Genomic DNA, 21,629 nt, shown 5'->3' with positions numbered 1-21,629 from the left:
CTATGGCGGACGATGCCGGTCGGCTGAACCAGGTCTTTGCCGAGACCAGCTTCCTCTACGGCTCAAATGCCGCCTTCATCGAAGGGCTCCACGACAAATGGGCGGTTGATCCGGCCAGTGTCTCGGCCGAATGGCGCGGCTTCTTCGACCAGCTGCGCGACACCGCCCCGACGGTCCAGGCCTCGGCCGCCGCCGGAAGCTGGGGTCGCTCGCAGGTTACGGAGCCGACCGAAGAGACCGGCGTGTTCGACGGCCGCTGGCCCGCGCCGAAGCCCGATCCAAAAGCGAAGCCGGCCGCTGTGGCCCCCGCTGCCGCAGCCTCCCCCGCACCGTCCGGCGCTTCGGCCGCCGAAGTCCGCGCCGCCGCCCACGATTCCATCCGCGCCCTGATGCTGATCCGCAGCTACCGGGTGCGCGGCCACCTGCAGGCGACGCTGGACCCGCTCGGAATCGAGGCGCCGACCAACAATTCCGAGCTGACGCCGGAATTCTACGGCTTCGTCGAGGCCGACATGGACCGGCCGATCTATCTGGACGGCGTGCTGGGCATGGACACCGGCACCATCCGCGAGGTGATGGCGGTCCTGAAGCGCACCTACTGCGGCAATATCGGCATCCAGTTCATGCATATCGCCGAGCCGGAGGAGAAGTCCTGGCTCCAGCAGCGGTTCGAGGGGCCGGACGCCTTCGAGAAGAACGGCTTCACCAGGGAAGGCAAGATCGCCATCCTCAACAAGCTGATCGAGGCCGAGGGCTTCGAACGCTTCCTGCACAAGCGCTTCCCCGGGACCAAGCGGTTCGGTCTGGACGGCGGCGAGGCCATGGTCCCCGCGCTGGAGCAGATGATCAAGCGCGGCGGCGCCCTCGGCGTCGACGAGATCGTCATCGGCATGGCCCACCGGGGCCGTCTGAACACGCTCGCGGCCGTGATGGGCAAGCCCTACAAGACCATCTTCCACGAGTTCCAGGGCGGCTCGTCCGTGCCTTCGGACATTGAGGGATCTGGCGACGTCAAATACCATATGGGTGCCTCGTCGGACCGCGAGTTCGACGGCAACCACGTGCACCTGAGCCTGACCGCCAACCCGTCGCACCTGGAGATCGTCAATCCGGTCGTGCTCGGAAAGGCGCGCGCCAAACAGGCGTTCGACATCCGCGAGGCCAACAAGGGGCTGCCGGAAAGCCAGTGGGCGCTGGATCGCTCCAAGGTCATGCCGCTGCTGATCCACGGCGACGCCGCCTTCGCCGGCCAGGGCGTCGTGGCCGAATGCTTCGCCCTGATGGGTCTGAAGGGCTACCGCACCGGCGGGACGATGCATTTCGTCATCAACAACCAGATCGGCTTCACGACCTCGCCGCGCAATTCGCGCTCGACGCCCTATTGTTCGGACGTCGCCCTGATGGTCCAGGCCCCGATCTTCCACGTCAACGGCGACGATCCGGAAGCGGTCGTCTTCGCCGCCAAGGTGGCCACAGAGTTCCGTCAGAAATTCAAGAAGGACGTGGTGGTGGACATGTTCTGCTACCGCCGCTTCGGTCACAACGAAGGCGACGACCCGACCTTCACCCAGCCCATCATGTATTCGAAGATCCGCGCCCTGCCGTCGACGCGCGAGATTTACGCCAGGCGACTGGTCGAGGAAGGTGTCCTGACCCAGGAACAGGTCGATGCCGAGGTGACCCGCTTCGAGGCCTGGCTGGACGAACAGTTCGAGGCCGGCAAGACCTTCAAGGCCGACAAGGCTGACTGGCTCGACGGTCAATGGAAGGGCGTGGGCCTGCCCGAGGGCGAGGACCGTCGCGGCGACACGGCGGTGCCCGAGGCCAGGCTCAGGGATCTCGGCCACCGGCTGACCACCGTTCCGAACGAGGTCGACATCCACAAGACGCTGAAGCGGGTCATCGAGGCTCGCCGCGAGACGATCGACACCGGCCAGAACATCGACTGGGCCACGGCAGAAAGCCTCGCCTTCGGCTCGCTGCTAACCGAGGGCTTCCCGGTGCGTCTGTCGGGTCAGGATTCAGTGCGCGGCACCTTCAGCCAGCGCCACTCCGGCATCATCGATCAGACCACCGAGGACCGCTACGTCCCGCTGAACAACCTGGGCGGCGACCAGCAACAATTCGAAGTCATCGACTCGGCTCTGTCCGAAGAAGCGGTGCTTGGCTTCGAATACGGCTACGCCCTGTCGGACCCCAACACTCTCGTGATGTGGGAAGCCCAATTCGGCGATTTCGTGAACGGAGCCCAGGTCGTCATCGACCAGTTCATCAGCTCCGGCGAACGCAAATGGCTGCGCATGTGCGGCCTGACCATGCTCCTGCCCCACGGCTACGAGGGTCAGGGCCCCGAACACTCGTCGGCCCGCCTCGAGCGGTTCCTGCAACAGTGCGCCGAGGACAATATGCAGGTCGCCAACTGCACCACGCCGGCCCAGTATTTCCACATTCTGCGCCGCCAGATGCACCGGCCGTTCCGCAAGCCCCTGGTGATCATGACGCCCAAGTCGCTGCTGCGACACAAGAAGGCGGTCTCGACCCTGAAGGACATGGCCGAGGGTTCGTCCTTCCACCGTGTCCTGCACGACGACGCCCAGACCCGCCCCGAGGTCGTCGGCATCACGATCAAGGGCGACAAGGACATCCGCCGTGTCGTCCTGTGCTCGGGCAAGGTCTATTACGACCTGCTGGATGCGCGCGAGAAGAAGGGCGTCAACGACGTCTATCTGATGCGACTGGAGCAGTTCTATCCGTGGCCGATCAAGTCGCTGACGACCGAACTGTCCCGCTTCCCCAACGCTGAACTGGTCTGGTGCCAGGAAGAACCGAAGAACATGGGCGGCTGGACCTTCGTCGATCCGTGGCTGGAGCTAACGCTGGACAAGATGGACATCAAGGCGAAGCGCGCCCGCTATGTCGGTCGTCCGGCATCCGCCTCGACTGCCGCCGGTCTGATGAGCCGGCACCTCCAGGAACTCGAAAAGTTCACCTCCGAGGCCCTCGCCTGATCCCGTCCCGGACCGTCGCGGTGCGACGTCCGGGATGACAATGAACTGCGGGCTCCCCTACGGGGCGAGCTTCGCCTATATACCGCCACGCACGACACCGACCGGAAACGACACATGGCCGACATCCTGACCCCCGCCCTCGGCGAATCCGTCTCCGAGGCGACGATCGCCAAGTGGAGCAAAAAGGTCGGAGACCCGGTCCGGAAGGACGAGGTCCTGGTCGAGCTGGAGACTGACAAGGTCTCACTGGAAGTCGTCTCCCCGACCGACGGAACGCTCGGCGACATCCAGTTCGGCGAAGGCGACACCGTGACCCCGGGCGCGATCCTGGGTTCCGTGACCGAAGGCGCTGCCACCGCGAAGCCAGCCGCCGCTGCACCTCCGGCCAAGAATGAGGCCGCGCCTGCCGCCGCTACCGACCCGGCTCCTGCCGCTGCTGCTCCGGCTTCTGCCGCTTCCGCGCCCGCCGCCGCTTCGACCCTGATCATCACCGTCCCGGCCATGGGCGAGAGCGTCGCCGAGGGCACCCTCGGCAAATGGGCGAAGAAGGCCGGAGACGCGGTCCGGAAGGACGAACTCCTGGTCGAGATCGAGACCGACAAGGTCGCCGTCGAAATCTCCGCCCCCGCCGACGGCGTGCTGGCGATCAGCGTCGACGAAGGCGCGACCGTGACCCCGGGTCAGGCCATCGGCTCCATCTCGGGCTCGGGCACCCCTGCGGCTCCCGCCGCTGAAGCGCCGAAGGCCGCCTCGGCCAACGCCGGCTCGGCCCAGATCGGGTCGGACAAGCTGTCCCCCGCCGTCCAGCGCGTGGTGGCCGAGAATAACCTCGACCCGAAGGCGATCGCCCCGACCGGTCCGAAGGGCAACATCACCAAGGGCGACGCCCTGGCTGCGATCGGGGCAGCGCCCGCTGCCCCGGCCGCCGCGGCCGAGGCGTTAACGGCACCGCCGCCCGCAGCCGCCGCGCCGACGCCCCCGCGCGCCGACCAGCCTCGCGAGGAGCGGGTCAAGATGACCCGTCTGCGCCAGACCATCGCGCGCCGCCTGAAGGAATCGCAGAACACCGCCGCCCAGCTGACCACCTTCAACGAGGTGGACATGACCAACGTCATGGCCCTGCGGAACCAGTACAAGGAGGCCTTCGAGAAGGCCCACGGCGTGAAGCTGGGCTTCATGTCCTTCTTCACCAAGGCGGTCGTCGCGGCCCTGAAGGAGATCCCGGCGGTCAACGCCGAGATCGACGGCACCGACATCATCTACAAGAACCACTATGACATCGGCGTCGCCGTCGGCACCGAAAAGGGCCTGGTGGTTCCGGTTCTCCGCGACGCCGACCTGCTGTCTCTGGCGGGCATCGAGAAGGGCATCGGGGCGCTCGGCAAGGACGCGCGCGACGGCAATCTGACCCTGGACCAGCTCCAGGGCGGCACCTTCACCATCACCAACGGCGGCACCTACGGGTCGCTGATGTCGACGCCGATCCTCAACGCGCCGCAGTCGGGCATCCTGGGCATGCACAACATCGTCCAGCGCCCGATGGCGGTCGACGGCCAGGTCGTAATCCGGCCGATGATGTATCTCGCGCTCAGCTACGACCACCGCATCGTCGACGGCAAGGAAGCCGTGACCTTCCTGGTCCGCGTGAAGCAGCTGCTGGAAGACCCGGCACGGGCGCTGCTGGACCTGTAGGCTTGTCGCCCGCATTCCATCTGTCGCTGTCTGTCTCCGATCTGGACGTCACGGAGCGGTTCTATGCGGACATGTTCGATGCCCGGGTCGGCCGTCGCAGCTCTGGCTGGATCGACATCTGGCTGTTCGGCGCACAGGTCACGGCCTATCGGCGTCCGGGGGCTGTCGTTCCTCTGCCTCATCGTGACGCCATGCATTTTGGTGCGACCCTCGACTGGGCGGCATGGCAGGCCCTGGCGGCCAGACTGACGATCGACGATGCGCCTTTTCGCCTACCACCCCGCGTCGACGAGGAACACGGTCAGGCGAAGTTGATGGTGGCCGACCCCGACGGCTACCTCATCGAGGTCAAGGCCTACCGCGACCCCGGGAGCGTTCTCCAGCTCCCGAGATAGTCAAAGGCCGTCGAGGGTCTTCAGTACGGACACGGTGTCCCCACCGAGGGCCGGGGGTGGAAGGTCGTAAACCACAGGCGTCGCCGACATCCGGAGCGGGCTGGCGACGGTCCGGACCGCGCCGGATAGATCGTCCCGGACCTGGTGCACCTCCAGCCCGCGATGCCTCGCCTGGGGCTCGTCGAAGACCTGGTCGATGGTGTTGACCGGGCCGCAGGGGACGCCCGCCGGCTCCAGGCGCCCCATCAGCTCGGCCATGGTCCAGCCCGAGGTAATGGCCGAGATGGCCGCGACCAGCTCGGCGCGGTGCTCGATCCGCCCGGCATTGCCGGCGTAGCGGGGATCGGTCGCCAGTCCTTCCGCGCCCAGCACCCCGCACAGGGTGCGGAACTGACCGTCGTTGCCGACGGCGATCACCACCATGCCGTCGGTGCAGGGGAAGGGCTGATAGGGCACCAGATTGGGGTGGGCGTTGCCCATCCGGGTCGGGGCCACGCCCGAGACGAACCAGTTGGTCGCCTGGTTGGCCAGCATGGCCGCCTGGACGTCGAACAGGGCGATGTCGATATGCTGGCCCTGGCCCGTCGCGCGCACATGCAGCAGGGCCGCGAGGATGGCGTTCGAAGCATAGAGGCCGGTGGCCAGGTCGACGACGGCGACCCCGACCTTCATCGGCTCGGCGCCTGGCGCCCCGTCCGGCTGGCCGGTCACGCTCATCAGACCGCCCATGGCCTGGATCATATAGTCGTAGCCGGCCTGACCCGCGCGCGGGCCGGTCTGGCCGAAGCCGGTGATCGAGCAATAGACGAGCTTCGGATGGGTCGCCGAGAGCGAGGCGTAGTCGAGGCCGTATTTCTTCAGCCCGCCGACCTTGAAATTCTCGACCACGACGTCGCAGGTCGCGGCCAACTTTCGGATTGTTTCTGCGCCCTCGGGTGAGGCGATATCGAGTTCGACGGATTTCTTGCCCCGGTTGGCGCAGAGGAAATAGGCGCTGTCGCCGCGTGTGCCGTCGGTCTTCGTCGTGAAGGGCGGCCCCCAAGCGCGGGTGTCGTCGCCGATGCCGGGGCGTTCGATCTTGATCACCTCGGCACCCAGGTCGGCCAGGGTTTGGGTCGCCCATGGGCCCGCCAGAACGCGCGACAGGTCTAGGACACGGACGCCCGCGAGGGCCTGGGGCTGGGTCATGGCTGTTCCTGGCGCGTCTGTCCGAGGGGGTAAAGGCGAGGCGTTGGAAGCCTAAAGACCGGGATCCCAGACGCCGGCGTCGCGCATGCGGCATTCGCGGGCTTCCCGGGCCCGGCCATCCATCTCATCGGCCATCCGACAGACGGCCCTGGACACTGTGGACTTGTGAACACCCGGCACCAGGGCGTGCAGGAAGGCGAGCGCCGACAGCTTCAGCAGCCTGAATCCGAACTGCGACGAGGCGGCCATATGGTGGAGGTAGCTCTCGTCCACCTCGCGCGGGTGGTCGACGAACAGATGTTTGAAGGCGCGGATCATCCGGACAGCCTAGCTTGAGACGAGCCTCGTCTCTACCCGTCGCGCGCATTCTGGCCTAAACCGGCGCTCGAAACAGGGCCGGCGCGTCACTCTCGCGCGAGAAGCCCGACAACTCTGAGGACGATCCCATGGCCGACGGCGCCGCATCCGTGACCCAGACCTTCAAATGGGACGATCCGTTCGACATGGAATCCCGGCTGACGGAGGACGAACGCGCCATCCGCGACGCGGCCCGGACCTATGCCCGCGAACGCCTGTTGCCCCGCGTCGTCGCCGCCTTCCGCGATGAGGTCTTCGACCGCGCCATCATGACCGAGATGGGCGAGATGGGCTTCCTCGGGGCCATGCTGCCTGAACAGTACGGCGGTTCGGGCGTCAGCCACGTCGCCTATGGGCTGATCGCGCGCGAGATCGAGGCGGTGGATTCTGGCTACCGCTCGGCCATGAGCGTACAGTCCTCGCTGGCCATGTATCCGATCTACGCTTTCGGCTCGGAAGAGCAGAAGATGCGCTTCCTGCCCCGGATGGCGGCGGGTGAACTGGTCGGCTGTTTCGGTCTGACCGAGGCGGACGGCGGGTCGGACCCGGCCTCGATGAAGACAAACGCCGTGGCCGTGGACGGCGGCTATCGGCTGAACGGCGGCAAATACTGGATCACCAACTCGCCGATCGCCGACCTCGCCATCGTCTGGGCCAAGCTGGATGACGTCATTCGCGGCTTCATCGTCGAGCGCGGCATGGAGGGTTTCACCACCGGCAAGATCGGCGACAAACTGTCCCTGCGCGCGTCCATCACCGGCGACATCGGCCTGAACGACGTGTTCGTGCCCGAGGCCAATCTGCTGCCGGGCGTGAAGGGTCTGCGCGGGCCCTTCTCCTGTTTGAACAAGGCGCGCTACGGCATCAGCTGGGGGGCGATGGGCGCGGCCGAGTTCTGCCTGCATGCGACGCGCGACTATGTCGGCGAGCGGATGCTGTTCGGCCGGCCGCTGTCCTCACGCCAGCTGGTGCAGAAGAAACTGGCCGATATGCAGACCGAGATCTTCCTCGGTCTGGAAGGCGCCTATGCCCTGGGCCGTCTGCTCGACACCGGGGCCTGGGTGCCGGAGGCCATCAGCCTGATGAAGCGCAACAACTGCGGCAAGGCCCTGGCCATCGCCCGCGAGGCCCGCGACATGCACGGCGGCGCGGGCATCACCGGCGAGCTGCATGTGATGCGGCACGCGATGAACCTGGAGACGGTCAACACCTATGAGGGGGCGCACGACGTGCACGCGCTGATCCTCGGGCGGGCGATCACGGGCGAGAGCGCGTTCTAGGGCGGCGAGACCGGGGTCGTCTGCGAGGAAGACGGTTCGGAAGCCGCCGGATCCGATGCTGCGACCTCGGCCGCAGCCTTGAGATTCGCCTGACGGATGCGTGCGCCGTCCTCGTTGTAGAAGAAGGGCAGGAAGGCGTAGCGCGTGCCTCGTGTGACCGACGTCGCCTCGTGCACCAAGGAACAGGAGAAGATCACCGCTCCGCCGGTCGGCGGTCGATAGGTGCGGCGGCCGAACTCCGGAAACCGGAGATCGCCGCCCTCGAATTCTTCGGCGTTCAGATTGATGGAACAGGCGAACTGCCGGTGCGCCGTGCCCGGCGTGGTGTTGTCGCGGTGCGGGCGAAAATAGCCCCCGTCGCTCTCGTCATAACTGGCGACGATGTAGCGCTCGATTCGCGTGGCCTTGAACATGAAGGCCTTCTCGATTTCCGGCAGCAGGCAGGCCGTGATCCGTGCTCTCAGGCGCTTGCGGAGCTCTTCATCGTCGATCGGGGCGTCGGACCGCTTCTTGAAGTCGTCCACCACCAGCCGGACCTCGCCGTCGACCTTGCGCATGACGCCGGACGCCGAGCCGCCGTGGGTCTTGTAGACCGCGATCAACTCGCGGCAGAGCGCGGGCTCGAGGATGCGCGGCACGATGAGCACCGGCGCATGCAGGGGAACCCCGGCATGGTCGTCCTGACTCTGGCATCCGGCCAGAAAGCCGAAGACCCAGTCGGCCTGGGACAGCGGCACCGAGATCAGGACGCGCAGGCTGGGATCCAGCACCACCCACTGACCCTCGGAGCCCTGCTCTGCGGGCGTGAGGCCGAAGCCCCGCGCGATCGCTCCGTCGCCATCGAGAAAATAGCGCAATCCGGGCAACTGCTGCGTCTGGGCGTCGAAACAGGCCTGATCCCCGGTCACGCCGAAAAACAGACGCGTGCGGTCGTCGAACAAACGTCGATGGTTCTGGACCGTCGCCAGTGCCCTCGCGGAGGCGTCAGGATCGGCCGGGAGAAAGGCCATCAGCACGAAAAGGCCACCAACACGATTGAACGTGTAGTCGGGCCGGCTGTGCGTCCGCCCCTTGAAGTTCGGCGCTGGCGAGCCCGGGCGCAATGGCACTGTCTTCTCCTTCGGCGAACGTCCGGCGTTATACCGGTCTGACCCGCCGTCTGGTCCAGCGAAAAGTCCCGCCCCCCTCGGGCCAGCGCTTCTAGTGGGCCTCGCACCCCGTCGTGCGCTGGCTCCAGGTGATGCCGGCGATGGTCCAGACGCCGTCCTTGCGGACCATGTCGAAATGGTTGGCGCCGCAGTGGACAACCGCGCCGTCGACCTTGAACAGATAGCGGCCGAAGACCGAGGCCACGTCGCCGTCGATGGCGATGATCGGGTCGGGCATGACCTCCTCGAACCGCTCGGGCCCGGGACGCACGCCGCCGGCGAATTCCTCGGCCGTCAGCCGGCGGATGACGCGGCTTCCATCGGGACGCTCGACCGTGACGATCATGGTCGCCTCGGGATCGAAATGGGGTGCCAGCAATGCGCCGTCGCGCGCCGCAATGGCCGCAAAGGTGGCGTTGACCGGCACCATGACGGCGACCGCCTCGGCCGAGGCGGGATCGGCGGGCACGGTCGTCTGGATCGCGAGGACGGCGGCGAGGGCGAGCAGGGTCATGGCGGTCTTCCCGTCCGGCACCGGGTCGCGCCGGCCGCGACGCTATCATGCCACCTACGGCCGACAAGTCGGGCCTCGTCAGGAAGGATCAGCGGCGCGGGCAGGCTGAACGCCCCAGGATCGGATCGCCGGGTGTTTTGTCCTGGCGCCGGCCCGGACTATACCGGACCGGATCACGGCCGGGGACGAACGCATGAGCAGCACGGACATCGAACAGGCGGCGGACACCGATCCCTTCGCGGCCCTGGCGGAGGTCTTCGCCGGCCGTCGCGCCCTGGTGCTGGAGGATGATCCGGCCCTGGCCGAACATGTGTCCGACCGCCTGTTGCGCGCCGGGTTTGAGGCCGTGGATTGTGTCGATGCGGGCGAGGCGGCGCTGAGCGCGGCCGCGGCCCGCGCCTATGACATCCTGATCCTGGACCGGCTGACCAAGGGACTGGACGGTCTGGAGACCCTGAAGCGTCTGCGCACGTCGTCAGGCCCGTCCTCCGACGCGCCCGCCCTGATGCTGACTGCCCTGACCGGCGAGCGCCAGCGGGTCGAGGGCCTGCTGGGCGGGGCCGACGACTATCTGTCCAAGCCGATCGGCGACGAGGAGCTGCTGGCCCGGATCGCGGCCCAGCTGCGTCGCGTGGCCCGCCGCGCCCGGCCCGCCAACGCCGACCTGGTCAACGGCCCGTTCCGCCTGTCGCCCGGCGCCCGCACCCTGAAGCTGACGGTCGAGGGGACCGAGCGGCTGATCGACCTGTCGCCGCTGGAGTTCGCCATCGTCTCGGAACTGATGACCGCGCGCGGCCAGCCGGTGACCAAGACCATGCTGTGGGACCGGTGCTGGGTCGAATGGACCTTCCTGCCGGACAATTTCGTCAACATCATCGACGCCCGCATCTCGGCCCTGCGGCGCCGGCTGAAGGAACAGGCGCCCGAGCTGGGCGAAGACCTGCACCCCCTGATCGTCTCGGCCCGCAGCCAGAGCCTGATCTTCCGCGACCTCGACGCGGCGTAGTCGTTTGAGGCGGATCGCGGCGATCTGGCGCAAGGTCCGCCCCGAGGGTCTGATGACCTGGATGGCGCGCCGGACCCTGACCCAGCTCGCCTCGGGTCTGGCCATCCTGGCGGCCGTCGCCCTGACCGGATCGCTGATCGTGACCGGTCAGGCGGCCCGGCTGGACCAGCGCCAGCAGGCGGCCCTGTCGGCGCTGGCGGATTTCGTCGCCATGGCCTCCAAGCTCCCGGCCGACACCTCGATGGACGCCTCGGCCATGACCGAGGCCGACGCAGCCTATATGTCGGCCTTCCTCAGCGCCTTCCAGGACGGGCCGACGCGCAACATCACCACCCTGGAAGAAACCTGCCGCACCGGACAGGGCGGCGCCGGGGTTCGTTTCATCCGCGCGCCGGTCGGCAAACCCGCTGGCCTGCTGGCCCTGGAGACCGCGCGGGCCCAGCGTGTTCCGAGGCTGGGCGAGGGCGTCTATCTGATCCGGCTCGAGGCAGGCCAGCTGTGCCTCTCTCGCGGGGTCGACGTGGTCGTGGTCAAGCGCTCGATCGGGTCGTTGTCGATCATCGTCGGACGGGTGGTCGATCCGGCCGGGGTGGCCTGGCGCTGGGCCGTCCTGGCCGTGGCCCTGACCGGCGGCCTGATCCTCGTTTCCGGCCTGACCGCCGCCCTGTTCGCCCGCCAGCGCCTGACCAGCGCCATCGCCGAGGTCAGTCTGGTGCTCGATCGCGCCGCGCTCGGTGACTTCTCGCGTCGTGCGCCCGATGTGGCTGTGGCCCCCGAGCTGACCCAGCTGTCCAACCAGGTCAACCGGACGCTCGACCGGCTGGAGGAGTTGCTGAGCTGGCTGCGCGATTCCGCCGACCAGCTGGCGCACGACTTCCGCACACCGCTGGCCCGCGCCTCAGCCCGTCTCGACAGGCTGATGGAGACAGAAGATCCGGTCGAGCGGATGCGGCTGGGCGAGGCGGCGGGACGCGACATCGCCGAGATCACGCGAGCCATGAACGAGGCCATGGCAATGCGCGACGGCGAGGCCTGGCTGTTTGAAAGCGTGCGGCTGGACCTTCTGGCCGAGGCGGCTGTCGAACTCTACCAGCCTATCGCCGACGCCCGCGACATCCAGATCGTCGCCGAGGGTGAACCGATCTCGGTGCTGGGCGTGCGCTCCCTGCTGCAGCGGGCGGTGGCCAACCTCGTCGACAATGCCGTGAAGTTCTCGCCTGAGGGCGGCCGGGTCACCATCCGCGCCTGGGGCGGAGAGGGAGGGCCCTGCCTTTCGGTCGCCGACCAGGGGCCGGGTCTGTCGGGCGCGCCCTCGACGGCCCCGCGCGGCCCGGACAGCCACGGGATGGGACTGGCCTTCGTGCGCGCGATCCTGCGTCGCCACGGGGGCCAGATGACGATTGATGACGCGAAGCCCGGGGCCATCGTCACGGCGAGGTTCTCGCGCTAGGCTTCACTCACATTCTGGGGATACACCATGACGCGCCTTCGCCTCCTGACCGGTTCGGCCCTCGCCCTCACCCTGCTGGGCGCCGTCGCCGGCGGCGCACAGGCCCAGACCGCACCGGACTTCCCCCTTCCCTATGACGCCCGCCGGGGCGTGTTCAGCTTCGCTACCGGGCTGGAGCGGTCCTTGCCGGCCGTGGTCCAGGTCACGACGCTCGGCATGTCGGCAGGACCGACCACGGGCGAGACGGAGCCGACCCCGGTCTCCAGCGGCTCGGGCGTCATCATCGACGCGGCCAACGGCATCATCGTCACCAACCACCACGTGATCGAGGACGGCCAGAAATTCCGCGTCGACATGACCGACGGACGGCTGGTCGACGCCATCCTTATCGGCTCCGACAAGGCGACCGACATCGCGGTCCTGCAGATCAACGCCTCCGGCCTGTCCCAGGTGGAGACGGTCGATTCCGACACCCTGCGGACGGGCGATCTGGCCTTTGCGGTCGGCTACCCTCTGGGCCTCGACCAGACCCTGACCATGGGGGTGATCTCTGGCCTCGGCCGCTCCGGTATGGGCGACGCGGTCGAGGACTATATCCAGACCGACGCGGCCGTGAACTCGGGCAATTCGGGCGGGCCGCTGCTGGACAGCCGGGGCCGGCTGATCGGCATCAACACCTCGATCCTGTCGGGCGGCATCGACGGCGGCAACGACGGCATCGCCTTCGCCGTCCCGACCCGGATCCTGCTGTTCGTGGTCGAACAGCTTCGGGCCAACGGCGAGGTCACGAGGGGACGCATCGGCGCGACCCTGGGCTCCCTGACCGCCGAGCGTGCGGTCGAGGCGGGCCTCGGCTTCGTGCGCGGTGCCATCGTCGAGGACGTCCTGCCGGGCTCCCCGGCAGAGCGCGCGGGCCTGCAGCGCGGCGACATCATCACCCGCATCCAGAACCGCCCGGTGGCCAATGCCGGCTCGGTCCAGGCCACGGTCGGCATCGCCCCTCCGGGAACGCGGATCAGCCTCGTCTATATGCGCGACGGGCGCGAGGCGACCACGTCATTGAACGTCGAGGTCCTGTCGACCGATCCGGTCCAGGTCGGGGTGACCTCGCTGCAGGCCTACGGCGCCAACTTCCGCGACGGGAAACCCTCGGACGGGATCAGCGCATCGGGGGCTCTGGTCGTGGCGGTCGAGGGCGGCTCTCCGGCGGCCCAGCAGGATCTGCGTGCGGGGGACCTGGTCACCGTCGCCAACGGCATATCAGTCTCGGGCTTCGCGGAACTGGCGCGAGCCCTGTCAGCCACGGCCGGCGCGACCCTGACGGTCCAGCGCGGCGATGAGAGCGTCGAAATCATCCTCGCCGCGGCGGACTGACCCGGGGCAGGCTCCATAGCCGCCAAGGCAAGAAACCCGCGCTCAAGCAGCAAGACGCCGCGCGTCTAGCGATAGCGCCCTGACAACAAAGCTATGTGGCTCTGCGAGCCACATAGCAAAACCCCCGCCGTGCCGGGGGGGGAGGCAGGGCGGGGGTCTCGCTTTGGAGGAAGCGTCGGCCTGGCGAAGCCACTGCGGCAACATCCAGGGGGGCTGGGGGGGCTGTTCAGGATCCGGGACGCTACCGAACTCCGTCAGGCCGACAACCACTGTGTCGCTTTCCAACCGGGCCGACGAAGGACCGAAACGGGGCCATTTCGTGTCGTGGATAATTTCGTGGTCATGCATCGATCCGGGCACCGCTGGCGTTTGTCGGAACTGCGCCTAGATTGAACGGGATGACCTTCGATCCCGGCTCCAGCGACAGCGGCCCCCAGCCAAGCTCAGTCTTCTTCGAGCGGCGGGAGCTGGACCTGATCCTGCGGGTCTACGGGCGGATGGTGGCCCAGGCCGAGTGGCGCGACTACGCCATGGTCGGTGGCAGGGAGGCGGCCGAGTTCGCCGTCTTCCGCCGCTCCGGCGACGCCCCCGCCTATCGCATAGAGAAACGCCCGGCCCTGCAGACGCGGCAGGGCCAGTGGTCGGTCATCGGCGAGGGCGGCGTGGTGCTCAAACGGGGGCGTGAGCTGCCCCAGGTCCTGCGGGTCTTCGACAGTCGCAAATTCCAGGTGGTGGAATAGGGGCGACGGGTAGCCAGGGACGAAAAAGGGCCCCGACGTTTCCGCCGGGGCCCTCGAGTCTTGTTGGCCTGGGCTCGCCTCGCGGAGGCTCGCGACTTGAGGCTAGTTCCGGTTGCCGCCCATGAAGGCCAGCAGGAACTGGAACAGGTTCACGAAGTTGATGAACAGGCTCAGGGCGCCGAAGCCGGTCGCCACGCCCATCGCCGCGTGATCGCCGCCCAGCTGGTAGTAGGTCATCTTCAGACGCTGGGTGTCATAGGCGATCAGACCCGAGAAGATCAGGACGCCCAGACCCGAGATGATCAGGGCCATCGTCCCGGACTGCATGAACATGTTCACGACCGAGGCGATGATCAGGCCGATCACGCCCATGATCAGGAACGATCCCATGGCGGTCAGGTCCTTCTTGGTCGTGTAGCCGATCAGGCTCAGCGCGCCGAAGGCGGCGGCCGTCACGAAGAAGGTCGAGGCCAGGCTCTCGCCGGTGTAGCGCAGGAACAGGATGCCCATCCCGGCGCCGATCGAGGCGACGACGGCCCAGTACAGCATGTTCACGCCGCCGGCCGTGGGGTTCTTCATGAAGAACATGGAGCCGAACAGCAGGACCAGAGGCAGGAACTGGACGATCATGCCCAGAATGGTCATTCCGTAGCGGCCTTCGGCGGTCTGGAAGAACAGCAGCTGCTGCACCGCCGGCACATTGCCGGTGGCGTAGGCCAGGGCGCCGGCGACGACGAGGCCGATCGCCAGCTTGTTGTAGACGCCCAGCATGAAGCTGCGCAGGCCCGCGTCCACGGCCATGTCGGCCTTGGCCGGAGCCGGCGTCGAGTAACCGTTTCTGAAGTCGCTCATCGCGAGTGTCTTCTCCCATTGAGGCGGCAGGAACCACCCTGCGCCGAAGCCGGAAATATCGGGCTCTGCGACCCCTTGCGCAAGGGATTGATCGCCGCAGGGGTTCCCGACGCTTTCCGGGCTTCACGCGAGCCGCTACGAACGGTCGTATGCTGCGCCTGTTCACCGCCGTTCCGATCCCCTTCGAGGTCGCCGAGACGCTCGGGCGACGCCAGACCGGCCTGCCCGGCGCGCGGTGGCGGCCCGCCGAGGCCCTGCACGTCACCCTGGCCTTCTATGGCGACGTCGACGAGCGGCGCGCCGATGACCTCGCGGCCGAACTGGGCCGGATTCCGGGCGGGGCCTTCGAGATCGAACTGAAAGGCGTGGGCGCGTTCGGGGATGCGCATCGCAGCCACACCCTGTGGGCCGGGCTGGAGCCATCGGAGCGGCTGAACGTGCTTGCCGGACGTTGCAAGTCGGCCGCCGAGCGGGCCGGGGTGACGATGGAGCCTCGGCTGTATCGCCCGCACGTGACCCTGGCCTACCTGAAGACCCAGACCAACCCCGACCGGATCGGGGCCTGGATCACCAACCACAACCTGCTGCATTCGCCGCCGCTCCGGATCGATCGCTTCGGCCTCTACTCCAGCACCCTGAGCGACGACGGCAGCCACTACGAACTGGAACGGGAGTATCCGCTATGATTGCCCACGCCTCGTCCCCGGGACCGACGATCGAGACCGAACGCCTGATCCTGCGACCGACGGCGATGGAGGATTTCGAACGCTGGTGCGATTTCCAGGGCGACGCGGAGACGACCCGCTTCATCGGCGGTGCGAAGTCTCCGGCCGAAGTCTGGCGCACCCTGATGTCCGTGGCCGGTGCCTGGGCCCTGACCGGCGAGAGCTTCTTTTCGCTGATCGAGAAATCCACCGGTCAGTGGATCGGCCGGATCGGCCCATGGAATCCGCACGGCTGGCCCGGGCCGGAAGTGGGCTGGAGTCTGCACAGGGACGCAATGGGCAAGGGCTATGCGCTGGAGGCGGCCGTGGCGAGCATGGACTACGCCTTCGATGTTCTGGGCTGGGACGACGTCATCCACTCCATCGACCCCGACAATACCGGCTCGCAGCAACTGGCCACCCGCCTCGGCTCGGTCAATCGCGGACCCGGCAGGCTGCCTGCGCCGTTCGAGACGGCCCGGGTCGATCTGTGGGGACAGACGAAGGCGGAGTGGGCGGAGAACCGCAAACGCTTCGCTTGAAGGCGGAACGCAACCGGAACATAAAGGCGGAATGCCCGCCGCCGTTCATCTCGAACTCGTCTTCAGCCGCCCGGAGACCACGCTCGGCGTGACGCGCGGGGCGGCACGGCTGCTGGCCGACATGGGCTATGCGCCCCTGCTCGAGGTCTGCCTGCCGAACGGACGCCGCGCCGACGTCATGGCCCTGGGCCGCAGGGGCGACATCGTCATCGTCGAGGTCAAGTCAGGGATCGAGGACTTTCGTGTCGATCGAAAATGGCCCGAATACGCGCCGTTCTGCGACGCCTTTTTCTTCGCGGTGGCACCGGACTTTCCGGAAGGGGTGATGCCGGAGGAGCCGGGCCTGATCGTTGCGGATCAGTTCGGCGGGGCCGTGGTGCGGGATGCACCGGTTCTGAGCCTGGCACCGGCGAGGCGGAAGGCGCTGACGATCGCCTTCGGACGTCTGGCGGCGATGCGGACCTTGCGGGACTAGCGCGGAGCCCGTTTCGCCAGGATGCGTTGCAAGGTCCGGCGGTGCATGCCCAGACGACGGGCGGTCTCGGAGACATTGTGGTCGCACAGCTCATAGACGCGCTGGATATGTTCCCAGCGGACCCGGTCGGCGCTCATCGGGTTCTCGGGGGGCTCGGGCGCGTCGCCGGTGGCGAGCAGGGCCTTGACCACGTCGTCGGCGTCGGCCGGTTTGGACAGGTAGTCGACGGCACCGGCCTTCACGGCCGCAACGGCTGTGGCGATGGCCCCGTATCCCGTCAGCATGACGATGCGGGCGTCTTCACGGCGCTCCCGGATGGCCTCGACCACCTTCAGGCCGTTGCCGTCGTCCAGACGCATGTCGAGCACGGCGAAGGCAGGCAGATGGGTGCGCAGGGCCTCGGTCGCCTCGGCCACGGATCCGGCAGTCGTCACCTGGAAGCCGCGCGATTCCAGCGCCCGGCCCAGTCGGGTCCGCAAGGCCTGGTCGTCGTCCAGCAGAAGAAGGGAACGGTCCGGAAGCCCGGCGATACGAGCTTCGAGCGTGGCGGCTGTGGTCGGCATGGCTTTATCTCCTCGTCGTCAAGTCGGCCTGCCCGACGGCCCGGTCAAGCGGTGCGGCGATGGATCGCAGGTCGGCCCGCGCTCATGGTGCCAGGTCCAGCGCGCGACGGTCCCAACGCACAGTGACGCGGGCCCCCCGATTCGCGCCCGGTCCGCCCTCACCCTGGCCGACCATCACCTTGCCGCCGGTCCGTTCAAGCAAGGTCCGGGCGATGAAGAACCCCAGCCCCATCCCGCCCTGGCTCGGAATGATATCGGGCTCGGGCGGAGGCGGCGGGGGGGTCTTGCCACGCCGGGCCGGTCGCGCCGCGGCGGCCGCGGCGGCGGCGGCGGCGGCCAGCTGCGACGCCAGGGCCTGGCGCGATTTGCCGTGCGGGCGGCTGGTCACATAGGGCTCCCCCAGACGGGGCAGGATGTCGGGCGCGAAGCCCGGGCCGTCGTCCAGAACCTCGATCGTGATCCAATTTGCGTCTGCCGTCGCCTGGACCCTTACCCTCGAAGCGGCGAAGTCGGCCGCGTTTTCGACGAGGGCGGAGAGGCCGTGGACCACCTCGGCCAACCGTTTCACGCGCGGTTCCTCCATCCCCGTCGGGGTGCGCACCGCGACGGCGATGTCGAGATCGAAGCCGAGGTGCGGATCGACCACCTCGTTCAGCAGGGCGTTCAACCCGATCTCTGTATAGAGCGGATCGCCGTCCTCGGGACGCTGGGACAGGCGTTTCAGGATCTCGCGACAGCGTTCGGCCTGCTGCAGCATCAGGCGCGCGTCCTCGGCGATGGGTCCGTCGGCGGGCGAGGCGCGAAGAAGCTCCTTGGCCACCACCTGGATGGTCGCCAGCGGCGTGCCCAGTTCGTGCGCCGCCGCCGCCGCCAGTCCACCGAGGGCCGCCAGTCTCTGTTCGCGCTGCAGCACGTCCTGTGTCGTCGCCAGGGCCAGCTCCAGCTTTTCGGCGTCAGCGGCGACCCGCCAGGCATAGGCGGCGGTGAACACCACCCCTGTCGTCAGGGCCAGGCCAATGCCGAACTTGTAGAGAACCGGCAGGTCGATATCCGCTCCGTTTTGCCACGGCAGGGGCATTGACCAGAAGAACAGGGCTGTGGTCGAGGCCAGCACCATCAGGCCGAGAATCAGGGCCTGACGCCCCGGAAGGGACGCCGCCGCCACCGTCACCGGGGCGACGAGCAGGAGGCAGAACGGATTCTCCAGTCCGCCGGTGAAGGCCAGCAGGGCCGACAGCTGAAGGATGTCGAAGCCCAGATGAATGCCGGTCTGACGCCCGTCCGGCAGGCGGCTATCGACCCGCTGCAGGCGGCCCATGGCCAGGAGGTTGACGATCACACTGGCCAGGATGACCAGCAGGCACTGCCACCTCGGCAGGGGGAAGTGGAACACCGTGTCAAGCACGATCAGGGTCGCGGTCTGGCCGACGATGGCCAGCCAGCGCAGGATGATCAGAGTGCGCAGCGACAGCCCCCGGCTGCGACGCGGCAGACTGGCCCAGCTCGGCGCCGAGGGCGGGAACTGCGACATGACGTCATCGGAGGCGTCGTGCGGGGCGGGTCGGACTTCGTTCTGGCTCACACGGCGTCTATAGACCGGTCGAGCCTGATCTACGATCAGGCTCCGCTGTCGGCCCGGAGAGACATGATGCCACGCCGTTCCGTCCTGCTGTTCGCGGGAGCCTGTATCGCTATCGCCGCGGCCCTGGCCACCGTGACGGTCGTGGTCGTCTCGGGTCGCGAGCGCGCCGACGCCGTCGCCGAGGGGACTGCGACCGGTCAGCCGTCCGTCGGCGGCCCGTTCCAGCTGGTCAACCAGGAGGGCCAGGCCGTCGATCAGACGATGATGGACGGGAGGTGGAGCCTTGTCTTCTTCGGCTTCACCTACTGCCCGGACTTCTGTCCGACGACCCTGACCTCGCTGGAGGCGACGCGGACCCTGCTGGGGTCGGACGCCGACAATCTTCAGATCGTCTTCGTCTCGATCGATCCGGAACGGGACACGCCACGGGCGCTGAAGGATTATCTGTCGTCCGACGGCTTCCCGCCCGGCGTGATCGGTCTGACCGGCACGCCGCAACAGGTCGCCGACGCCGCCAAGGTCTATCGCGCCTATTTCCAGAAGGTCGGGGACGGCGAGGACTACACGATGAACCACTCCCTGACCGTCTATCTGATGGGACCGGACGGCCGGTTCCGCTCGGCGCTAGGCCATGATCTGGGCCCGGAGCGGTCGGCGCAACTGATCAGGCGGGTGATGGCGCGGGGCTGATCGTCCTCCTCCCCCTGCGCTTCGCTTTGGGGAGGAATTTAAATCCTTTTGCAGTGCAACGCGTTCTATGGTGGCCTCACCGCTTCGGCGGGGCCGATCACAGGATTCCATGCTCTACGCACTTCACGAGCTCGCCTATCAATCGGCGCAGCCTTTCCGGATCGGGGCGCAATTTGCCCGGAAATTCTGGACGTCGCCCTTTAACCCGGCATCACAGACGGCCGTGGCCCGCACGGCCTACGCCTCGGCCGAACTGTTCGAGAGCGTCACGCGCCGGTACGGCAAGCCCGCCTGGGGCCTTGAGGTCGTGACCATCAACAACCATCCGGTGCGCACCACCGAACAGGTTGTCTGGCAGAGCCCCTGGGTTCGACTGGTGCGGTTCGCCCGCAACGTCGGCGACCTGAAGCGGGCCAAAAAGCCGGTCGCGGCGCCCAGCGTTCTGATCGTCGCCCCCCTGTCCGGCCACTACGCCACCCTGCTGCGCGGCACGGTCGAAACCTTCCTTCAGGACCACGACGTCTATGTCACCGACTGGGCCAACGCCCGTCAGGTGCCGATGCTGGAAGGCCGGTTCGACTTCCACGATTACATTGACCACGTCCGCACCATGCTGGCCCAGATCGGCCCCCGCGCCCATGTCGTCGGTGTCTGTCAGCCCGGCCCGCCGGTACTCGCCGCCGCCGCCGTTATGGCCGCCGAGAACGATCCGAACCGCCCGGCCTCCATGACCTTCATGGGCTCGCCCATCGACGCGCGCCTGTCGCCGACGGTGACGAACCAGCTGGCAGAAGCCAGGCCTTTCGCCTGGTTCCAGTCGAACATGATCCACACCGTGCCCTGGCCCTATCCGGGCTTCGGCCGCGAGGTCTATCCGGGCTTCGTCCAGCTCTACAGCTTCATGTCGATGAACGAGCAACGCCACACTGACGCCCACCGGGAGTATTTCCGCGACCTGGTCGCCGGGGACGGGGACGGAGTCGAGAAGCACGAGGAATTCTACAACGAGTATCTGTCGGTCCTCGACCTGACCGAGGAATTCTATCTGCAGACGATCGACATCGTCTTCCAGTCGCACCTGCTTCCGCGCGGTCTGCTGGAGCACAATGGCGAGCTCGTCGACCTGACGAAGATCACCGATATCGGCCTGATGACCGTCGAGGGCGAGAAGGACGACATTTCCGGCGTCGGCCAGACCCAGGCGGCGCACACGATCTGCACCAACATCCCCGACGACCGACGGGTGCTTTACGTCCAGCCGGACGTCGGCCACTACGGCGTCTTCAACGGGCGGCGGTTCCGCGAGGACATCTACCCCCGCACCCGGGACTTTATCGCCGCCAATGAAAAGCTCTGCGCCGTACCAGACCGGTCAGCGGCTGCCGCTTGAGGGCGGTCACGCCCTTCGTCTGAGCGTCAATCCTCGCGCGCGGCGCATCTCGATCCGCATCGATACGCGCAAGGGTGAGGCCGTGGTCATCGCTCCGTCGGAGCGACGGCTGGCCGATGCGGTCGCCTTCGCGCGAACCAAGTCCGCCTGGATCGCAGAGCGGCTGGCCGCACGGCCCGGCGGTACGGCGATCGAACCCGGCGCAGTCATTCCCTACCGCGGCGGCACGGTCAGGCTGGAGGCGACCGGCGGCGCAGGCGCGGCGCGGCTGATTGAGGGGCCCGACGGTCTTCGTATCGTCTCGGGCGGCGAGGGCGAGGCCTTCGCCCGGCGGGTGGTTAACCTGCTCAGGAGAGCGGCGAGAGAAACGCTCCAGGCCCGAACTGATGTCCATCTTCGCGCCCTCGGTCAGCGGCCGGTGACCCTGACGATCAATGACCCCGGGTCGCGCTGGGGCTCGTGCAGCCCGATGTCGCGCTCGATCCGCTATTCCTGGCGCGTGATCATGGCTCCGCCCGAAGTGCTCGACTACCTGGCCGCCCACGAGGTGGCGCACCTGGTCCATGCGGACCACAGCCCGGCCTACTGGTCGGTGGTCAAGCGGCTCGTCGGTGACCACCGGCCGTTCCGCGCCTGGCTGCGGGACCACGGAGCGGCGCTTCACGCCGTCGGTCGCTAG

Annotated in this window: 21 protein-coding genes and 1 pseudogene; 15 read left to right on the top strand and 7 right to left on the bottom strand. The window is 67.6% G+C overall.

Going from position 1 to position 21,629, the window contains the following annotated elements; genetic code table 11:
- Nucleotides 1-2: 2 nt before the first annotated feature.
- The 4 genes and pseudogenes from ACW18A_RS16190 (at nucleotide 3) to ACW18A_RS16175 (ending at nucleotide 5,095) form a co-directional block, all read left to right on the top strand.
- Nucleotides 3-3,008, top strand: a complete 3,006-nt coding sequence (locus tag ACW18A_RS16190; protein WP_492022730.1) for a 2-oxoglutarate dehydrogenase E1 component — start codon at nucleotides 3-5, stop codon at nucleotides 3,006-3,008.
- A 114-nt stretch (nucleotides 3,009-3,122) separates the two neighbouring features.
- Nucleotides 3,123-3,278, top strand: a pseudogene (locus tag ACW18A_RS16185) (biotin/lipoyl-containing protein); the annotation flags it as partial.
- Between the two features lie 231 nt (nucleotides 3,279-3,509).
- The gene (gene odhB, locus ACW18A_RS16180; protein ID WP_492024415.1) at nucleotides 3,510-4,700 is read left to right on the top strand and encodes a 2-oxoglutarate dehydrogenase complex dihydrolipoyllysine-residue succinyltransferase; all 1,191 of its coding nucleotides are present in this window, start codon (nucleotides 3,510-3,512) and stop codon (nucleotides 4,698-4,700) included.
- A gap of 2 nt (nucleotides 4,701-4,702) precedes the next feature.
- Nucleotides 4,703-5,095 (top strand): VOC family protein, encoded by a 393-nt coding sequence (locus ACW18A_RS16175; RefSeq protein WP_492022729.1) that lies wholly within the window; start codon nucleotides 4,703-4,705, stop codon nucleotides 5,093-5,095.
- On the opposite strand, the gene ACW18A_RS16170 is transcribed toward ACW18A_RS16175, so the two are convergent.
- Entirely contained in the window at nucleotides 5,096-6,283 is a 1,188-nt protein-coding gene (locus tag ACW18A_RS16170) for a CaiB/BaiF CoA transferase family protein (RefSeq protein ID WP_492022728.1), read from the bottom strand.
- 51 nt (nucleotides 6,284-6,334) lie between these two features.
- A complete protein-coding gene (locus ACW18A_RS16165; RefSeq protein ID WP_492022727.1) occupies nucleotides 6,335-6,601 on the bottom strand; it encodes a DUF6356 family protein in 267 nt (88 codons plus the stop codon).
- 128 nt (nucleotides 6,602-6,729) lie between these two features.
- Here ACW18A_RS16165 and ACW18A_RS16160 point away from each other — a divergent pair, with 128 nt between their 5' ends.
- Nucleotides 6,730-7,920 carry an acyl-CoA dehydrogenase gene (locus tag ACW18A_RS16160; protein ID WP_492022726.1) on the top strand — a complete coding sequence of 397 codons (1,191 nt, stop codon included), beginning with the start codon at nucleotides 6,730-6,732 and terminating at the stop codon, nucleotides 7,918-7,920.
- Here ACW18A_RS16160 and ACW18A_RS16155 read toward each other — a convergent pair.
- A complete protein-coding gene (locus tag ACW18A_RS16155; protein WP_492022725.1) occupies nucleotides 7,917-8,930 on the bottom strand; it encodes a 2OG-Fe(II) oxygenase in 1,014 nt (337 codons plus the stop codon). The genes ACW18A_RS16160 and ACW18A_RS16155 overlap by 4 nt on opposite strands.
- Nucleotides 8,931-9,120: 190 nt before the next feature.
- On the bottom strand, nucleotides 9,121-9,582 hold the full coding sequence (locus ACW18A_RS16150; protein WP_492022724.1) for a nuclear transport factor 2 family protein: 462 nt from the start codon (nucleotides 9,580-9,582) through the stop codon (nucleotides 9,121-9,123).
- A 193-nt stretch (nucleotides 9,583-9,775) separates the two neighbouring features.
- Between ACW18A_RS16150 and ACW18A_RS16145 the strand changes: the two genes are divergently transcribed.
- From ACW18A_RS16145 to ACW18A_RS16130, 4 genes are all read left to right on the top strand, one after another.
- A complete protein-coding gene (locus ACW18A_RS16145; RefSeq protein WP_492022723.1) occupies nucleotides 9,776-10,588 on the top strand; it encodes a response regulator transcription factor in 813 nt (270 codons plus the stop codon).
- 4 nt (nucleotides 10,589-10,592) lie between these two features.
- On the top strand, nucleotides 10,593-12,038 hold the full coding sequence (locus tag ACW18A_RS16140; protein WP_492022722.1) for a sensor histidine kinase: 1,446 nt from the start codon (nucleotides 10,593-10,595) through the stop codon (nucleotides 12,036-12,038).
- Between the two features lie 27 nt (nucleotides 12,039-12,065).
- On the top strand, nucleotides 12,066-13,412 hold the full coding sequence (locus ACW18A_RS16135) for a trypsin-like peptidase domain-containing protein (protein ID WP_492022721.1): 1,347 nt from the start codon (nucleotides 12,066-12,068) through the stop codon (nucleotides 13,410-13,412).
- Nucleotides 13,413-13,810: 398 nt separating this feature from the next.
- On the top strand, nucleotides 13,811-14,152 hold the full coding sequence (locus ACW18A_RS16130; RefSeq protein WP_492022720.1) for a DUF2794 domain-containing protein: 342 nt from the start codon (nucleotides 13,811-13,813) through the stop codon (nucleotides 14,150-14,152).
- 102 nt (nucleotides 14,153-14,254) lie between these two features.
- On the opposite strand, the gene ACW18A_RS16125 is transcribed toward ACW18A_RS16130, so the two are convergent.
- Nucleotides 14,255-15,004 carry a Bax inhibitor-1/YccA family protein gene (locus tag ACW18A_RS16125; protein WP_492022719.1) on the bottom strand — a complete coding sequence of 250 codons (750 nt, stop codon included), beginning with the start codon at nucleotides 15,002-15,004 and terminating at the stop codon, nucleotides 14,255-14,257.
- A 149-nt stretch (nucleotides 15,005-15,153) separates the two neighbouring features.
- On the opposite strand from ACW18A_RS16125, the gene thpR reads away from it, so the two are divergent.
- The 3 genes from thpR to mmcB are packed head-to-tail and all read left to right on the top strand — an operon-like array spanning nucleotide 15,154 to nucleotide 16,725.
- Nucleotides 15,154-15,690: an RNA 2',3'-cyclic phosphodiesterase gene (thpR, locus tag ACW18A_RS16120; protein ID WP_492022718.1), complete on the top strand. Its 537-nt coding sequence runs from the start codon at nucleotides 15,154-15,156 to the stop codon at nucleotides 15,688-15,690.
- The gene (locus ACW18A_RS16115; protein ID WP_492022717.1) at nucleotides 15,687-16,250 is read left to right on the top strand and encodes a GNAT family N-acetyltransferase; all 564 of its coding nucleotides are present in this window, start codon (nucleotides 15,687-15,689) and stop codon (nucleotides 16,248-16,250) included. Before thpR ends, ACW18A_RS16115 begins: the two co-directional genes overlap by 4 nt.
- Nucleotides 16,251-16,281: 31 nt before the next feature.
- Entirely contained in the window at nucleotides 16,282-16,725 is a 444-nt protein-coding gene (gene mmcB, locus ACW18A_RS16110) for a DNA repair putative endonuclease MmcB (RefSeq protein WP_492022716.1), read from the top strand.
- On the opposite strand, the gene ACW18A_RS16105 is transcribed toward mmcB, so the two are convergent.
- Together ACW18A_RS16105 and ACW18A_RS16100 are read right to left on the bottom strand one after the other, a co-directional pair.
- Complete coding sequence (locus tag ACW18A_RS16105) at nucleotides 16,722-17,288, bottom strand: ActR/PrrA/RegA family redox response regulator transcription factor (RefSeq protein ID WP_492022715.1); 567 nt, start codon at nucleotides 17,286-17,288, stop codon at nucleotides 16,722-16,724. The two genes, mmcB and ACW18A_RS16105, sit on opposite strands and share 4 nt — an antisense overlap.
- Before the next feature lie 82 nt (nucleotides 17,289-17,370).
- Nucleotides 17,371-18,870: an ActS/PrrB/RegB family redox-sensitive histidine kinase gene (locus ACW18A_RS16100; RefSeq protein WP_492022714.1), complete on the bottom strand. Its 1,500-nt coding sequence runs from the start codon at nucleotides 18,868-18,870 to the stop codon at nucleotides 17,371-17,373.
- Nucleotides 18,871-18,936: 66 nt separating this feature from the next.
- Between ACW18A_RS16100 and ACW18A_RS16095 the strand changes: the two genes are divergently transcribed.
- The 3 genes from ACW18A_RS16095 (at nucleotide 18,937) to ACW18A_RS16085 (ending at nucleotide 21,629) form a co-directional block, all read left to right on the top strand.
- A complete protein-coding gene (locus ACW18A_RS16095; RefSeq protein ID WP_492022713.1) occupies nucleotides 18,937-19,560 on the top strand; it encodes an SCO family protein in 624 nt (207 codons plus the stop codon).
- A gap of 109 nt (nucleotides 19,561-19,669) precedes the next feature.
- Complete coding sequence (locus ACW18A_RS16090) at nucleotides 19,670-20,950, top strand: polyhydroxyalkanoate depolymerase (protein ID WP_492022712.1); 1,281 nt, start codon at nucleotides 19,670-19,672, stop codon at nucleotides 20,948-20,950.
- Nucleotides 20,904-21,629, top strand: a complete 726-nt coding sequence (locus tag ACW18A_RS16085) for a M48 family metallopeptidase (protein WP_492022711.1) — start codon at nucleotides 20,904-20,906, stop codon at nucleotides 21,627-21,629. Before ACW18A_RS16090 ends, ACW18A_RS16085 begins: the two co-directional genes overlap by 47 nt.

The sequence above is a fragment of the Brevundimonas sp. AVps5 genome (assembly GCF_058681515.1).
The sequence above is the reverse complement of the archived record's forward strand: the minus strand, read 5'-3'. Positions and strand labels throughout refer to the sequence as shown.

What these genes read in the sequence shown, in the direction of transcription:
- ACW18A_RS16190 (WP_492022730.1), top strand. Translation starts at nt 3, where the DNA reads ATGGCGGACGATGCCGGTCGGCTGAACCAGGTCTTTGCCGAGACCAGC.
- odhB (WP_492024415.1), top strand. Translation starts at nt 3,510, where the DNA reads ATGGGCGAGAGCGTCGCCGAGGGCACCCTCGGCAAATGGGCGAAGAAG.
- ACW18A_RS16170 (WP_492022728.1), bottom strand. Translation starts at nt 6,283, where the DNA reads ATGACCCAGCCCCAGGCCCTCGCGGGCGTCCGTGTCCTAGACCTGTCG.
- ACW18A_RS16165 (WP_492022727.1), bottom strand. Translation starts at nt 6,601, where the DNA reads ATGATCCGCGCCTTCAAACATCTGTTCGTCGACCACCCGCGCGAGGTG.
- ACW18A_RS16160 (WP_492022726.1), top strand. Translation starts at nt 6,730, where the DNA reads ATGGCCGACGGCGCCGCATCCGTGACCCAGACCTTCAAATGGGACGAT.
- ACW18A_RS16155 (WP_492022725.1), bottom strand. Translation starts at nt 8,930, where the DNA reads ATGGCCTTTCTCCCGGCCGATCCTGACGCCTCCGCGAGGGCACTGGCG.
- ACW18A_RS16150 (WP_492022724.1), bottom strand. Translation starts at nt 9,582, where the DNA reads ATGACCCTGCTCGCCCTCGCCGCCGTCCTCGCGATCCAGACGACCGTG.
- ACW18A_RS16145 (WP_492022723.1), top strand. Translation starts at nt 9,776, where the DNA reads ATGAGCAGCACGGACATCGAACAGGCGGCGGACACCGATCCCTTCGCG.
- ACW18A_RS16135 (WP_492022721.1), top strand. Translation starts at nt 12,066, where the DNA reads ATGACGCGCCTTCGCCTCCTGACCGGTTCGGCCCTCGCCCTCACCCTG.
- ACW18A_RS16130 (WP_492022720.1), top strand. Translation starts at nt 13,811, where the DNA reads ATGACCTTCGATCCCGGCTCCAGCGACAGCGGCCCCCAGCCAAGCTCA.
- ACW18A_RS16125 (WP_492022719.1), bottom strand. Translation starts at nt 15,004, where the DNA reads ATGAGCGACTTCAGAAACGGTTACTCGACGCCGGCTCCGGCCAAGGCC.
- thpR (WP_492022718.1), top strand. Translation starts at nt 15,154, where the DNA reads ATGCTGCGCCTGTTCACCGCCGTTCCGATCCCCTTCGAGGTCGCCGAG.
- ACW18A_RS16115 (WP_492022717.1), top strand. Translation starts at nt 15,687, where the DNA reads ATGATTGCCCACGCCTCGTCCCCGGGACCGACGATCGAGACCGAACGC.
- mmcB (WP_492022716.1), top strand. Translation starts at nt 16,282, where the DNA reads ATGCCCGCCGCCGTTCATCTCGAACTCGTCTTCAGCCGCCCGGAGACC.
- ACW18A_RS16105 (WP_492022715.1), bottom strand. Translation starts at nt 17,288, where the DNA reads ATGCCGACCACAGCCGCCACGCTCGAAGCTCGTATCGCCGGGCTTCCG.
- ACW18A_RS16095 (WP_492022713.1), top strand. Translation starts at nt 18,937, where the DNA reads ATGCCACGCCGTTCCGTCCTGCTGTTCGCGGGAGCCTGTATCGCTATC.
- ACW18A_RS16090 (WP_492022712.1), top strand. Translation starts at nt 19,670, where the DNA reads ATGCTCTACGCACTTCACGAGCTCGCCTATCAATCGGCGCAGCCTTTC.
- ACW18A_RS16085 (WP_492022711.1), top strand. Translation starts at nt 20,904, where the DNA reads ATGAAAAGCTCTGCGCCGTACCAGACCGGTCAGCGGCTGCCGCTTGAG.